The sequence below is a fragment of the Amycolatopsis sp. NPDC006131 genome, assembly GCF_040614175.1.
GTDB classification, from domain to species: Bacteria; Actinomycetota; Actinomycetes; order Mycobacteriales; family Pseudonocardiaceae; genus Amycolatopsis_E; species Amycolatopsis_E tucumanensis.
This window is the reverse complement of the sequence record NZ_JBEXTX010000070.1, coordinates 1-13,848: the sequence shown is the minus strand read 5'-3', so window position 1 is coordinate 13,848 and position 13,848 is coordinate 1. Positions and strand designations below refer to the sequence as shown.

Below are 13,848 nucleotides of genomic sequence, written 5' to 3'. Positions count from 1 at the left end.
CGGCCCCGTGCGGGGACCGGGCCTCCGCCCTTGTGTGGTCACGCTATCCGGTGAGGTCGCGCCCGAAGATCTGCCGTGCGATCACCCATTTCTGGACCTCGTTGGCGCCTTCGTAGATCTCGCCGATCTTGGAGTCGCGGTAGATCGCCTCGACCGGCCCGGCGGCGTCGTCCGCGCCGCGCTGGTAGGTGAACCCCAAGCCCCCGAAGGCCTGCACGGCATCGCGGGCCATGTCCACCGACAGGCGGGTCCCGAAGTCCTTCGCCATCGCGGCCTCCGGCTCCGGGAACGGGACGCCGGAGTCCATCCGCAGTGCCGCTTTGACGTAGAGGTCCCTGGCCGCGGTCAGCGCGGTGAGCCGGTCGGCCATCAGGAACTGCCAGTGCTGCTTGCCCGCCAGCGGGCCGCCGAACGCGTGCCGCCGGGCCAGGTGGGCAGCGGTGTGGTCGAAGGCGGCCTGCGCCATGCCCACGCCCGCCGCGGCGATGCCGATGCGCCCGTAGGTGAGGGTCTGCAGGGCGACCTTGAGACCGCCGCCTTCCTCCCCCAGCAGGTGTTCCGGACCCAGGCGCACGTCGTCGAGGATCACGTCAGCGGTGATCTGTCCCTTGTTGCCGAGCTTGCGGTCGGGCGTCCCGATGGACACCCCCGCCGCCGAGGCCGGCACGACGAACGTCGAGAGCCGTTCGCCGGTGCGGGCCAGCACCACGATCACCCCGGCCACGACGGAGTTGGTGATCCAGCGTTTGCGACCGTTGAGCACCCAGCCGCCTGCCGCCGGGGTCGCCACGGTGGCGACGGCCTGCGGCGACAGGTCGCTGGATGCGGCCGGCTCGCTGGTGGCGAAGGCGCCCACGAATTCCCCCGCCACCAACGGTTTCAGCCACCGCTGCCGCTGCTCGGCGCTGCCCTGGTTGAGGGCGTTGCCGGCGAGGATGCACTGCACGTCGAAGATCGCGGCGACGCTGTTGGAGTAGTAGGCCAGCTCCTCGACGGCGACCGCGGTCGCCAGCGCCGGGTGCGCCAGGCCGTCGCCGCCGACGTCGCGGGAGAACGGGATCCGGTACAGGCCTTCGGCCGCCAGCGCGTCGAACACCTCACGGGGGAACCCGTCGGTCCGCTCGTCCCCGTTGGCGATGTGCGCCGCGACGGGTGCCACAACGCGCTGCGCGACGTCCCTGACGCGGCGCCGGACCTCCCGGGTTTCCTCCGGTGCCAGCAGGTCGTGGTGGAGGCGGTCGGCGATCCGTTCCGGCCCGGCCGTTGCGGTCTTCGGGTCTTCGAGTGTCGTCACTTCAGTTCCCTGATGGTTGTTCGGCCGCGCGGCGTTCGGCGATGGTGCGCCCGCCCGCGGCGTAGTGGGTCAACGGTGTTTCCCGCACGCAGATGCGGATGCTCTCCCCGGGCACGCCGAGGGCGTGGTGGGCCGCGTCGTGCAGCGCGGCGATCAGCGCGCGCACCGTCTCCGGACTGCGGCCTTCGCCGATGGTGACGTCGATGAACGGCATGGTCAGCCTCCCGACACGGTGATCGAGCCGAGGGTGGTGAAGTGGGCGGCCACCCGGGCGCCGGCGCGGACCGGGACCGCGTCGGTCATGCCGCCGGTCAGCACGATCCACCCCGCTTCCAGCGCCAGGCCGCGTTCGGCGAGCGTGTTCGCCGCCAGCGCCAGCGCCTCCGCGGGATGCCCCTGGACGGCGGCGCCGGTAGCCGTGTCGGTGATGTCCCCGTCGACTTCGAGCAGCACGGCTTCGTGGATGAGGTCCACCTCCCGCGGAGCACGGCCGACACCGCCGGTGACGAACAGCCCGGACGACCCGTTGTCCGCGACGACGTCGGGCATCGTGAACTTGAAGTCGGCGTAGCGGCTGTCGATGAGTTCGATCCCGGCGTGCACCCGCTCCACCGCGGCCAGCGCCGTCGCCGCCGTCACGCCCGGCCCGGCGAGCCGGCGCCCCAGGACGAACACGATCTCGGGTTCGGCGCGCGGGTGGATCATCCTCTCCCGCGGCACCGGATCGCCCGCGGGCAGCACCATCGCGTCGGTGAGCCAGGCCAGCGACGGCGAGTCGATACCCATCCGCTGCTGCTTCGCGCGGGAGGTGAGGCCGAGCTTCACCCCGATCAGCGTTTCGCCGCGCTGCCGCCGCAGCCGCAGCGCCTCGTCCTGGATCGCGTAGGCGGTGCGCAGGTCGAGACCGGGCCACTGCTCGGTGATCGGACCACGGGCGGTCGCGGCGCTTTCCGCGCCGAGGAGCACCTCCGCGGCGGTCCGCACGTCCATGCTGGTGCTCACGCTTCCTCCTCGGTGGACAGGACGGCGGTGACAGTGCCGACGCCGGCGATGCTGGTCACCACCGTGTCCCCGGCGTCCATCGGGATCGCCCTGGTCATCGACCCGGGCAGCACGACATGACCGGGTTCGAGCGCGGTGCCCAGCGGGCCGACGGTGTTGGCCAGCCACACCAGCGCCTTCAGCGGCGAGCCGAGCACCGCTCCGCCCGCGCCGGTCGCGGCGACCTGCCCGTTGCGGTACAGCACGCAGCCTGCCATGCGCAGGTCCACATCGGACAGGCGCGAGGGGGTGCTGCCCAGGACCACCCCACCGGAGGAGGCGTTGTCGGCGATGGTGTCGACGATGGAGATGCGCCAGTCCTGGATGCGCGAGTCGACGATCTCCAGCGCGGGCAGCACGCAGTCCACCGCGCGGACCGCGTCGGCGACGGTGACGCCCGGCCCCTCCAGCCGCCTGCCCAGGACGAAGGCGATCTCCGGCTCGATCCGCGGCTGGAGGAACGTCGCGGCCGGGATCGGGTCGTGCTCCAGGTGGAACATGCCCGCGGTCAGGTGGCCGAAGTCGGGCTGGTCCACGCCCATCTGCCGTTGGATCGCCCGGGAGGCCAGTCCCACCTTGTGGCCGCGGACGGTCTCGCCGCGCGCGGTCCACACCCGCACCTGGTGCTGCTGGATCCGGTAGGCGTCCTGGATCGTCGCGTCCGGGTGGTCCTCGATCACCGGACGGACCGGTTTCCCGGTGTCGTAGGCCGCCAGCAGCCGCTCCGCGGCCCCGGCGACCTGGTTGTCGTCCATCAGCGTGTTCCCTTTCGTCGGCGGGCGGGTCTGGGCGCGGCGCCGGTCGCGGCGGCGATCCGGGCCGAGATCCGGCCCCCGGCGGCCACGACCGCGCGCTTGAGTTCGGCCTTGCGGGGCAGGAACCGGCTGGCGGGCACCGTCATGCTCACCGCGGCCACCACGACTCCGCGGTCGTCGGTGACCGGCGCGGCCACGCAGTGGACTTCCGCGACGGCTTCGCCGACGTCGAACGCGCAGCCGGCCACGCGCACCTGGTGGAGTTCGTTGCGCAGCATGGCGGGATCGGTGATGGTCGCCGGGGTGAGCCGGCGCAGCTCCGCCTGCGCGAGCCACCGGTCGAGGTCGGCCGGGTCACGCTGGGCGAGCAGTACCTTGCCCACGGCGGTGCAGTGGGCGTCCAGCTGGGCGCCGACGCGGGCGCCGAGCACGTTCACCATGTGGTTGCCGACGATCTTGTCGACGTAGAGCACCTTGTCGCGTTCCATCACCGCGAGGTGCACGGTTTCGCCGAAGGTGCCGACCAGGTCCTGCAACACCGGCGCCGCCTGAGCACGCACATCGAGCGAGGCGCGCAGCGTTTCGGAGAGCTCGGCGATCCGCCACCCGATCCGGTACCTGCCGCGGGCGGTGGGCGCCAGCAGTCCGGTGCCGGCGAGGCTGGCGAGGATCGCGTGGGTGCTCGACCTGGGCAGGCCGAGCTTTTCGGCGACCTCGGCCACGCCCCACTCGGGCCGCTCCGGGGTGAACAGGTCGAGCACCGGCCCGATCTTCTGGATGGTCTGCAACATGCGATGCTCCGCCTACCGCGCCCGTGCGGCGATCTCGTCCGCTCGCACCTGGGCGGCCGGCACACCGCCGATGCCCCAGTCCTGCGGCCGCACCTGCTCGATCCGGCCACGCACCTGCTCCCGCGGTACTCCGGCCACACCGACCAGCAGGTCGGTGAACCCGGCCAGCAACCGCGCCTGCTGGTCCGCGGGCCGTCCGGTCAGCACGATCGCGGTGAAGTACGCGAGCCCGGAACCGCCCTCGGACAGCACCTCGCCGCCCACCGCGCACCACTGTGGACGGTGTGGGACCACGAAGGCCCGCACCCGCTCGACCGGCGAGCCGAGCACCTCCGCGTATAGCCTGCTCGCCCGCCGGAGCAGGTCGGCCGCCCGCTCGTCGTCGAGCGAGCCGTCTTCGAGGTGGAATTGAACGACCGGCATCAGCCGCGTCCCTCCTACAGAAGTCCCCGGCGAACGCCGCCGTCGAGCGTGAGCACCCCGCCGTGCAGCACCGCGGCCTCGGGGTCGAGCAGCAGCTCGACCGCCCACGCGACCTCGGCGACCGTGGGCAGGGCGCCGCGGGAGGGCTCCCGCTGGTACTGCTGCCAAACCTCCTCGAACGACGTGCCCCGTTCCCGCGCGGCGGAGGTGACCAGCGCACGCAGGCGCGGGCTGTCCACCGGTCCCGGGGCGATCACGTGCGTGGTCACGCCGAGCGGACCGTAGCGGTCGGCGATCTGGCGCATCAGGTTGAACACGCCGGCGTTGACCGCGCCCTGCACCGCGGTGTGCGGTTTCGGTTCCGCGCCCAGCGAACCGGCGAACGCCACGAACCGTGAGCCACTCGTGAGCCGGTCGCGCACCGCGCGGAGCAGCCGGACGAGCCCACCGAGCTTGATCTCGGCCGCCTCGGCCAGTGCTCGCGGCCGGATCGAGTCCACCGATCCGTGCGCGCCGAGGCCCGGGGCGAACACCGCGATGCGCACCGGCCCGGTCAGCGCCGCACCGATCCGCTCGATCGCCGAGTCGTCGGCGATGTCCGCCGCGCACGCGGTGATCAGGGACGCACCGGAGGCGAGCTGGCCGAGCGCCGCGGAGTCGCGCGCCACGGCGACGACCGGGACGCCCCGGCCGGTGAACCGGTTCACGATCGCCGCTCCGAGCGTCCCCGTCGCCCCGACGACCACCGCCTGCCCGGTTGTCACGCCCCACCCCGGATGCGCAACGTCACCGCGCGCGGCTCGGTGAAGAACTCGCGCGAGTACTGGCCGCCTTCCCGGCCCAGGCCGCTGATCCCCTCGCCCCCGAACGGCAGCCGCAGGTCACGCTCGTAGAAGCAGTTGACCCACACCATCCCCGCCTTCCACCGCCGCACCATGCGGTGCGCGCGGTCGAGGTTCGTGGTGAACAGCACGCCCGCCAGGCCGTACGGGCTCGTGTTGGCCAGCGTGAGCGCTTCCTCCTCGGTGTCGAACGGGATGACGGTCTGCACCGGGCCGAAGATCTCCTCCTGCGCGGTGCGAGTGTCGTTGGTCAGGCCGGTGATGATCGTCGGGCGGTAGTAGAAGCCGTCGTCCAGCCCGGTGCCGCGCGCCCGTTCGCCCCCGGTGACCACGGATCCGCCTTCGCGCTGGGCGAGTTCGACATAGCCGTGCACCTTGTCCAGGTGCCGCTGTTCGATCAGCGGGCCCATGATGTTGGCCGGGTTCTTCGGGTCGCCGATCGTGAGTTTCCGCGCGGCCGCGGTGAAGGCGGCCAGGAACTCGTCGTGGATCCCGCGCTGCACGAACAGCCGCGAGCCGGCCAGACAGACCTGCCCGTTGCCGGCGAAGATCGCCTTGACCGACTCGGGCACCGCGACGGACAGGTCGGCGTCGTCGAAGACGATGTTCGCCGACTTGCCGCCGAGTTCAGCGGACACCGGGGTCAGGTTCGGCGCCGCCGCGGCGAGGATCTTCGCCCCGGTCGCGCTGGAGCCGGTGAAGGTGATCCGGTCCACGCGGGGATCGGTGGTCAGCGGGCCGGCGACCTCGTCCCCGCCGAAACCGTGCACGATGTTGAGCACCCCCGGGGGCAGCCCGGCCTCCAGCGCCAGCTCGCCGAAGCGGTGCGCGGTGAGCGGGGTCTGCGGCGCGGGCTTGAGGACCGCGGTGTTGCCGAAGGCGAGCGCGGGCGCGATCTTCCAGGTGGCCAGCATGAGCGGCGCGTTCCACGGGCTGATCGCGGTGACCACACCCGCGGGCGGGTAGAGCACGTAGGACAGCAGGTCGCCGTCGGGGTAGGCGTCGTTGGCCGCCAGCGCCGCGTAGTCGGCGAAGAAGCGGAAGTTGTGCGCCACCCGCGGGATCTCGGCGTGGGTGAGGTGGCCGATGTTCTTGCCCGCGTCGCGGCATTCGAGCTCGGCCAGCTCACCGACGTGCGCCTCGACCGCGTCGGCGACGGCGTGCAGGATCTTCGCGCGTTCCTTCGGCGACATCCGCGGCCAGGGTCCGGTGTCGAACGCCTGCCGCGCGGCTTCGATCGCGCGCACGCCGTCCTTGGCCGAGCCGCGCGCGACGGTGCCCAGCAGGCTGCCGTCGTGCGGGTCCCGGGTCTCGAACGTCCCCCCGTCGCCGCCGGTCCACTCCGGACCGATGAGGTGGCGGACCTCGTGCGCCGTCATGCCCCCACCACCTCGGAACGGCCCGCCAGCTGGGCGGCGACATCGATGATCATGTCCTCCTGGCCGCCGATCACGCCCCGGCGGCCCAGCTCCATCAGGATGTCCCGCTCGGGCACGCCGTACTTCTTCGCCGCCCGCTTCGTGGGGTGGAAGAAGGTCGAGTACACCCCGGCGTAGCCGAGGATCAGCGCGGTCTCGTCGATGATCTGCGGTTGCGTCATCATGGGCGCCATGACCCGCTCGGCGGTGTCGACGAGGGGGAACAGGTCGACCCCGGTGTCGTAGCCGGCGCGTTCGAGCGCCGCGGCCAGCACCTCGGTCTGCGCGTTGCCCGCGCTGGCGCCCAGACCGCGCAGCGACCCGTCGATGTACAGCGCGCCGTTCTCGACCGCGGCGAGCGCGTTGCCGATCCCAACGCCCAGGTTGTTGTGCGCGTGGAAGCCGATGTCCGCCGAGATCGCCTCACGCAACGCCTTGACCCGCTCCCCCGCCCCGCGCGGCACGAGCGCACCGGCGGAGTCGACGACGTAGACCACCTGCGCGCCGTAGGAGTCCAGCTTGGCGGCCTGCTCGGCGAGCTGCGCCGGCGGGAGTTTGTGGCTCATCATCAGGAAGCTCATGACCCGCATGCCGCGCTCGCGGGCGTGCACGATCGGCTGCTCGGCGCAGTCGGCTTCGGTGCAGTGGACCGCCACGCGCACGGTGCCGGCGCCGGCCTCGTGCGCCCGGTCCAGTTCGGTGAGCGTGGCGATGCCGGGCACGTAGAGGACCGCGATGTCGGCGTCGGCGACGGCCTCCACGGCGGCGCGCACGTAGTCCGGGTCGCTGGCGGCGGCGAAGCCGTACTGGATGGACGACGCGCCGAGCCCGATGCCGTGCGCCACCTCGATGGTCCGGACACCGGCCGCGTCCAGGCCACGGGCCACCGCCGCCACCTGGTCGGTGGTGAACTTGTGCGAGACGCTGCTCATCCCGTCCCGCAGGCTCGTGTCGACGAGGTGGATCCGCTGCCCGCCGGTCATGCCGCCGCTCCTTCCCGGGCTGCCTTGCGCGCCACGGCTTCGCCCACCTGGACAGCCGCGGCGGTGATGATGTCGAGGTTTCCCGCATACGTCGGCAGGAAGTCGCCCGCGCCTTCGACGTCGAGCATGACCGTCACCAGGTCGCCGTCGACCTCGACGAGGCGGAGGCGGTAGCCGGGCACGTACTCCTGCACCTTGGCGACCATGTCCCGCACCGCCTGCTCGATGCGCGCCGCGTCCGGCTCCCGGACGCGGGCGTAAACGGTGTCGCGCATGATCATCGGCGGTTCGGCCGGGTTGATGACCGAGATCGCCTTGGCCGAGTCGGCACCGGCGACCGCGGCCAGCGCCCGGCCGGTCTTCTCGCTGAACTCGCTCAGGTTCTGCCGCGTGCCCGGGCCCGCGCTCGCACTGGCGATGGCCGCGACGATCTCGCCGTAGGACACGTCCGCGGCCTGGTCGACGGCGTAGAGGATCGGGATGGTGGCCTGCCCCGCGCAGCTGACCATGTTGACGTTGGGCGCGCCGAGGTGCTCGTCCAGGTTCACCGCGGGCACGACGTACGGCCCGACCGACGCCGGGGTCAGGTCGATCGCCGTGATGCCCGCCTCGGCGTAGCGCGGCGCGGCGGCGGCGTGCACCTTCGCCGACGTCGCTTCGAACACCAGCGCCGGCGCCTCCGGCCGGGACAACAGCCAGTCCACGCCGTCGGCGGACACCTCCAGCCCCATGTCTCGTGCCCGTTTCAGGCCCTCGCTGCCGGGATCGATGCCGACCATGTACCGCGGCTCGATCAGCTCGGACCGGCGGAGCTTGTAGAGCAAGTCCGTACCGATGTTCCCCGAGCCGACGATCGCCGCTTCCACTCGTGGCGCCATGTGCGCTCCGCCCTTCCAGTGCAACTTCGTCCGGCGGTGACATTCCCGTGGCGGCGGGCCCCCGACAACGGCGATCCCGGATATCCGAACAGCGCGCCGCCGCGCCGGAAAGCCGTCCAGGATGGGCGAACCAGTGGTGCCGCGGGCCCGGCCACCGGTTCACCATCGGCCCCAACGCACCGTGGCGAAGGAGAATTCGAGTGAGTGAGCACGACATCCGGCACGAGATCGCGCACCTGGCCCGCGTCGAACTGGTGACCCCGGACCCCGACGGGACGCTGTGGTTCTTCACCGAGCTGCTGGGGATGTACGAGACCCACCGCGAGGGCCAGTCGGTCTACCTGCGCGGCTACGAGGACCCCTACCAGTGGAGCCTGAAAGTCACCGAAGGCCCGGAGCCGCGGATGAATCACGCCGCGTTGCGAGCGTCCTCACCGGAGGCGCTGGAGCGCCGCTACCGGGCGATCAAGGACGGCAACCTCGACCATCGGTGGCTCGACGGCGACCTCGGCTACGGCAAGACGCTGCAGTTCACCTCGCCCGACGGGCACGACCTGCAGGTGGTGTGGGAGGCCGAGAAGTACCAGGCCCCGCCGGAGCTGCGGAGCAAGATCCTCACCCGCGCGTCGAAGAAGCCGCTCAAGGGCATCCCGATCAAGCGGATCGACCACCTCAACCTGCTGGCCAGCGACGTCACCCCGGTCAAGCAGTCGCTGGAGCGGTACCTGGGCTTCCGCACCCGGGAACGGGTGGTCGAGGGCGACGTCGAGTTCGGCGCCTGGCTGAGCACCAACGTCCTCGGCCACGAGGTCGCCATCATGCGCGACAACCTGGGCGCCCACGGCCGGCTGCACCACGCCGCCTTCTACTACGGCATCCAGCAGCACAACATCGACGCCGCGGAGATGTTCCGCGAGTACGACATCACCATCGAGGCGGGCCCGGACCGGCACGGCATCACCCAGGGCGCGTTCCTGTACGTGTTCGAGCCCGGCGGCAACCGGATCGAACTGTTCGGCGAGCCCGGTTACCTGCACCTGGAGCCGGACTCGGAGACCAAGACATGGCTGATGTCCGACATCGACACGGGCCTGGCCATCGGCGGCGCGAAGCTGCCGTGGGAAACGTACTTCACCTACGGCACCCCGCCGACCAAGCCGCTGGTCGAGCACCTGGCCGACGCCCCGAAGCCGCCGGCCCCGGAACCGGCCGTCGTCGGCTGATCCCGGTGCGCGAGGGCCGCGCTCGCCCGGCCCTCGCGCACGAATCCACGGCGGGCGTCAGCGGGCATCGGCGAGGAAGCCGGCCAGCGCGTCGGCGACGGCGTCGGGTTGCTCGTCGGGGATGAAGTGCCCGGCGCCGGTCACGACGATTCCGGTGGTGTCCTCGGCCCAGGGCTGAGGGAGGCGGCCGAAGCGCGCAGGCCACTGTCGGCGGCGACGGCCGCGGCGTCGTGGTCGAGCTCGGCGTCGTCGAACGTTTCGGGAGACAAGGCCTTCGCGGTCAGGAACCAGCCGATGTAGTCCCGTTCGCGGCCGGCGAGCAGCACCTCGGGCAGATCGGGCACGGTGTGGCACGCGAACTGCCAGGTTTTCCACGCCCGATCCGGATCGGTGGGAATCGTCTCCGGGAGCGTGATCCCGCGTATCCCGGCGTCGAGCAGTGCGACCCGGTGCAGGTGGGTCTCGAAGCCGAGGGCGAGGGAGAACGCGACCCACGCGCCGATGTCGCGAGTTCGTCATCGGGAAGCGGCCTGCCATGATCCGGCCACCTCATGTCTCCACCTCCCTTCGTTCGCGGCGCTGGGCCCGAACCAATCAGGCCACCTCATCGGAGCCGGCCCCGTTGCCGGCCCGACGAGCCAGGTCACCGCTTGACCACGTAGACGTGCGACGCGGTCTGCGGGCGGAGTTCGGCGGTCTCCCCGCCGGTGCCGACGAACACCCCGTGGGGTGACGACCTCACGCTCACGACCGCGCCGGGCCGCACCCCGGCGCGCCGCAAACTGTTCAGGAGCCGGGTGTCCGCTTGGATCCGCTCCCCGATGCGGTGCACGAGCGCGCTGGCACCGCTCGGTCCTGGCTCCAGCGCGCTGAGGCTGAGCGTGGTCTCGTCGACATTGCCACTCGTTCCGCCGAGTTCCTCCAGGCCCGGGATGGGGTTGCCGTAGGGCGACGCCGTCGGATGACGCAGCAGCTCCAGGAAGCGGCGTTCGACGGCCTCGCTCATCACGTGCTCCCAGCGCGCCGCTTCGGCATGGACGTGCTCCCACTCCAGCCCGATCACCTCGACCAGCAGGCACTCCGCGAGCCGGTGCCTGCGCAGCACACGTGTGGCAATCCGCCTGCCCTCCGCCGTCAGCTCGAGGCGCCGGTCGGCGGCGACGTGGAGCAGGCCGTCGCGCTCCATGCGAGCGACGGTCTGGCTCACGGCGGGGCCACTCCGGTGCAGGCGCTCGGCGAGGCGCGCTCGCCTGGGGACCACGCCTTCCTCCTCGAGCTCCAGGATGACGCGCAGGTACATCTCCGTGGTGCCGATCCGTCCGGACATGCTGCCCGTCAAGCGGGGATTTCGGCGGTGGCGATCAGGACCGCGCGGCCGAGGGTGTGCCCGGACATGGTGAAGCCGAGGACGGCGGGCGTGGCGTCGGCCGCGACGCCCACGGACTCCACGTCGAGGGCGTGCACCACGACGAAGTAGCGGTGCGGCCCGTGCCCGGCGGGCGGCGCGGCGCCGATGAAGCGGGCCAGACCGGCGTCGTTGCGCAGCTGGAAAGCGCCCGCGGGCAGGCTCGAACCGGAGTCGTCGCCGGCACCCTCGGGCAGCTCGGTGACCGCGGCGGGAATGTCGGCGACCGCCCAGTGCCAGAAGCCCGAACCGGTGGGAGCGTCGGGGTCGTAGACGGTGACGGCGTAGCTCTTGGTGCCCTCCGGGGCCCCGCGCCAGGACAACTGCGGGGACACGTCCTTCCCGTCCGGCACTCCGAAGAGGCCGGAGTACTGCTCGCGCGACCAGGCGGCACCGTCGGCGACGGTGGTGCTGGTGAGCGTGAAGGAGGCCACCTCCGGGAGGCGGGCGAACGGGTCGTTGGCGCTCATCGCGTCATTCCTCTCAGACCGTGTTGGCGGCGCACTTCGCCGCACGAGATCGATGATAGCACGAATAATCGATTATCAGCTAGATCGTCTATGCTTAGGGCATGGCACCCACATCCCGGGCACCGGGGAAGCAGATGCTCTCCGAGCAGGTCTACGCCCACCTTCGGGACGCGATCATGCGCGGCGAGCACGGCCCCGGGGCCGCCCTCAAACCACAGGAACTCGCCCAGCAACAGGGCGTAAGCCTGGCGGTCGTGCGGGAGGCGCTCGTGCAATTGGTCGGCGACGGGCTCGCCGAGCGGCTGCCCAACCGCGGCTTCGCGGTCGTGACCTTCTCGGACCGCCGCTGGCAGCAGATCGCGGAAGCCCGCCAGATCGTCGAGCCGTCCGTGCTGCGCATGTCCATCGAACGCGGAGACCTCGACTGGGAGGCCCGTGTGCGAGCCGCCCACCACCGCCTGGCCCGCACCCCGGTGTGGGCGCCGGAGGAGGGCGAGTACTACAGCAGCGAGTGGTCGGAGGCTCACCGGGTCTTCCACCGCACGCTGCTGGAAGGTTGCGGCAACCCGGTCCTGCTGGAGACGTTCGACCGGATGTGGACGGCGAGCGAACTGGCCCGGCGCTGGTCGACGCAGCGCAATCCCGATCGGGACGGCACCGACGAACACCGCCGGCTCGAGGAGGCGGCGCTGGCCCGCGACGCCGACACCGCGGCCGAGCTACTGGCCCGGCACGTCGCCATGACCGCGGCCGCACTCGACGGCAGACAGGAGCCCGCGCGGGGAACCTGACGAACGGGCGCCCCTTGCCCCGAGCGGCAGGAGCGGCGACAGCCACAAAGGACACCCCGGCGGACCTCCCCTTCGCGGGGGAACGCGACATGTTCGCGCCAGGACGTCCTGTCCTTCCGGATGACCGTTCCGCACACCGGAAGGAAGATCAGTGGTCGTTCAACAGTTGAAGCGCGCGGGGATGCTGACCCTGGCCGCGTCCGCGATGGCGGGCGGGTTGGTGTTCACCGGCGCGGGCACGGCGTCGGCCGCGCCGTTCGTCTGCACCGGCCAGGTTTTCCTGGCGCAGGCGGTGAACAACAACACGCAGGGACAGCTCTACGGCGGCACCTTCGGCGAAGGCAACATCACCTTCAGCCCGATCGGGGCTCCGGCGATCGACAACTACAACGCGATCGGTTACAACACGGTCGACAACTACCTCTACGGCATCCGGGGCACCAACGGCGGGCTGTGGCGGATCAACTCCGACGGCACCGCGACCGGTTTCGGCCCACCGGCCGGGCTGCCCGCGCCCGGCACCGTCGTCAACGGGGTGACGATCACCGGCTACAACGTCGGTACGTTCGACGACCAGGGCAACTTCTACGTCACGATGGGGACCGCGCCGTACATCTGGGTCGTCAACCCCGTGACGAACAGCGTGGTCAAGCGCATCGACCTCAACGGCAGCACCTCGTACGCCGACTTCGTGTTCGCCGACGGCTACCTGTGGGGTGTCGCGACCAACGGCACCGTCACGCGGGTCAACCCGAACACCGGCGCGGTCGAGAACTTCAACGCCGGTCTGCCCGCCGGGACCTTCGGCGGCGCGTTCGCCTACGGCAACGGCGACCTCGGCATGTACGAGAACAACGGCACGCTCTACCGGCTGCAGGTGACCAACCCCGCCTCGGCGAGCCCGGCCTTCCAGATCATCTCCACGCAGGCGGGCCCGGCCTCCGGCGGCAACGACGCGACCTCGTGCGTCGCGCAGCCGACGGACCTGGGGATCATCAAGGACGGTCCGGCGCAGGTGAACAACGGTGAGACCGTCACCTACACGCTCACGGTCCTGAACAACGGCCCGGGCACGTCGACCGGCTACACCGTGACGGATTCGATTCCCGCGGGCCTGACGAACGTGACGACGAGTTCGCCCGGCTGCGGAGTGGCGAACATGGTGCTGACCTGCACCGGCGGCTCGCTCGGTGTGGGTGACAGCACGACGATCACGGTCTCCGGCACGGCCGACGGCAGCGTGGAGACCCTGTTCAACACCGCGAAGGTGCGGGGCAACGAGGAGGATCCGAACCCGGACAACGACAACTCGAACACGGTGACGACCGTGGTGGTGCCGATGTTCGCGGCGCCGCTGGCGGCGGGAGCGTTGGCGCTCGCCGGTGGCGGTTTCGCGCTGCGCCGCCGCCGCAACAGCGTCCGCTGACCTCAGTCCCGGGGCTGCCGCCTCCTGCCTTCCGGAGGCGGCCGCCCCAAACAACCACAAACGAAAAGCAACCCTGAACAACACAAACCAAAAAACAAAAAAATGGTT

At 71.3% G+C, this 13,848-nt stretch carries 16 protein-coding genes; 3 read left to right on the top strand and 13 right to left on the bottom strand.

Annotated elements, in window-relative coordinates:
* Window positions 1-43: 43 nt before the first annotated feature.
* From ABZ215_RS29190 to ABZ215_RS29145, 10 genes are read right to left on the bottom strand one after another with little or no spacing between them, the layout of a single operon-like run.
* Complete coding sequence (locus ABZ215_RS29190; RefSeq protein WP_354953131.1) at window positions 44-1,294, bottom strand: acyl-CoA dehydrogenase family protein; 1,251 nt, start codon at window positions 1,292-1,294, stop codon at window positions 44-46.
* 1 nt (window position 1,295) lies between these two features.
* The gene (locus ABZ215_RS29185) at window positions 1,296-1,508 is read right to left on the bottom strand and encodes a tautomerase family protein (RefSeq protein ID WP_354953129.1); all 213 of its coding nucleotides are present in this window, start codon (window positions 1,506-1,508) and stop codon (window positions 1,296-1,298) included.
* Between the two features lie 2 nt (window positions 1,509-1,510).
* Window positions 1,511-2,284 carry a fumarylacetoacetate hydrolase family protein gene (locus ABZ215_RS29180; RefSeq protein WP_354953194.1) on the bottom strand — a complete coding sequence of 258 codons (774 nt, stop codon included), beginning with the start codon at window positions 2,282-2,284 and terminating at the stop codon, window positions 1,511-1,513.
* Between the two features lie 8 nt (window positions 2,285-2,292).
* A complete protein-coding gene (locus ABZ215_RS29175) occupies window positions 2,293-3,090 on the bottom strand; it encodes a 2-keto-4-pentenoate hydratase (protein WP_354953127.1) in 798 nt (265 codons plus the stop codon).
* Window positions 3,090-3,881, bottom strand: coding sequence for an IclR family transcriptional regulator (locus tag ABZ215_RS29170; protein ID WP_354953125.1), 792 nt, complete (start codon window positions 3,879-3,881; stop codon window positions 3,090-3,092). The genes ABZ215_RS29175 and ABZ215_RS29170 overlap by 1 nt, the downstream gene beginning before the upstream one ends.
* A gap of 12 nt (window positions 3,882-3,893) precedes the next feature.
* Complete coding sequence (locus tag ABZ215_RS29165; RefSeq protein WP_354953123.1) at window positions 3,894-4,304, bottom strand: tautomerase family protein; 411 nt, start codon at window positions 4,302-4,304, stop codon at window positions 3,894-3,896.
* 14 nt (window positions 4,305-4,318) lie between these two features.
* Complete coding sequence (locus tag ABZ215_RS29160; RefSeq protein ID WP_354953121.1) at window positions 4,319-5,068, bottom strand: SDR family oxidoreductase; 750 nt, start codon at window positions 5,066-5,068, stop codon at window positions 4,319-4,321.
* A complete protein-coding gene (locus tag ABZ215_RS29155; protein WP_354953119.1) occupies window positions 5,065-6,525 on the bottom strand; it encodes an aldehyde dehydrogenase in 1,461 nt (486 codons plus the stop codon). The genes ABZ215_RS29160 and ABZ215_RS29155 overlap by 4 nt, the downstream gene beginning before the upstream one ends.
* Window positions 6,522-7,547 carry a 4-hydroxy-2-oxovalerate aldolase gene (dmpG, locus tag ABZ215_RS29150; protein WP_354953118.1) on the bottom strand — a complete coding sequence of 342 codons (1,026 nt, stop codon included), beginning with the start codon at window positions 7,545-7,547 and terminating at the stop codon, window positions 6,522-6,524. Before dmpG ends, ABZ215_RS29155 begins: the two co-directional genes overlap by 4 nt.
* A complete protein-coding gene (locus tag ABZ215_RS29145) occupies window positions 7,544-8,425 on the bottom strand; it encodes an acetaldehyde dehydrogenase (acetylating) (RefSeq protein ID WP_354953116.1) in 882 nt (293 codons plus the stop codon). The genes dmpG and ABZ215_RS29145 overlap by 4 nt, the downstream gene beginning before the upstream one ends.
* A 200-nt stretch (window positions 8,426-8,625) precedes the next feature.
* On the opposite strand from ABZ215_RS29145, the gene ABZ215_RS29140 reads away from it, so the two are divergent.
* On the top strand, window positions 8,626-9,648 hold the full coding sequence (locus ABZ215_RS29140) for a VOC family protein (RefSeq protein ID WP_354953114.1): 1,023 nt from the start codon (window positions 8,626-8,628) through the stop codon (window positions 9,646-9,648).
* 140 nt (window positions 9,649-9,788) lie between these two features.
* Here the strand turns inward: ABZ215_RS29140 and ABZ215_RS29135 are convergent, their stop codons facing one another.
* From ABZ215_RS29135 to ABZ215_RS29125, 3 genes are all read right to left on the bottom strand, one after another.
* Window positions 9,789-9,992: a hypothetical protein gene (locus tag ABZ215_RS29135; protein WP_354953112.1), complete on the bottom strand. Its 204-nt coding sequence runs from the start codon at window positions 9,990-9,992 to the stop codon at window positions 9,789-9,791.
* A gap of 299 nt (window positions 9,993-10,291) precedes the next feature.
* Window positions 10,292-10,975 carry a metal-dependent transcriptional regulator gene (locus ABZ215_RS29130; RefSeq protein WP_354953110.1) on the bottom strand — a complete coding sequence of 228 codons (684 nt, stop codon included), beginning with the start codon at window positions 10,973-10,975 and terminating at the stop codon, window positions 10,292-10,294.
* 8 nt (window positions 10,976-10,983) lie between these two features.
* The gene (locus ABZ215_RS29125; RefSeq protein ID WP_354953108.1) at window positions 10,984-11,523 is read right to left on the bottom strand and encodes a YbhB/YbcL family Raf kinase inhibitor-like protein; all 540 of its coding nucleotides are present in this window, start codon (window positions 11,521-11,523) and stop codon (window positions 10,984-10,986) included.
* Window positions 11,524-11,657: 134 nt separating this feature from the next.
* On the opposite strand from ABZ215_RS29125, the gene ABZ215_RS29120 reads away from it, so the two are divergent.
* Window positions 11,658-12,314, top strand: a complete 657-nt coding sequence (locus ABZ215_RS29120) for a GntR family transcriptional regulator (protein ID WP_354953192.1) — start codon at window positions 11,658-11,660, stop codon at window positions 12,312-12,314.
* 151 nt (window positions 12,315-12,465) lie between these two features.
* Window positions 12,466-13,740 (top strand): DUF11 domain-containing protein, encoded by a 1,275-nt coding sequence (locus ABZ215_RS29115; protein WP_354953106.1) that lies wholly within the window; start codon window positions 12,466-12,468, stop codon window positions 13,738-13,740.
* Window positions 13,741-13,848 lie beyond the last annotated feature (108 nt).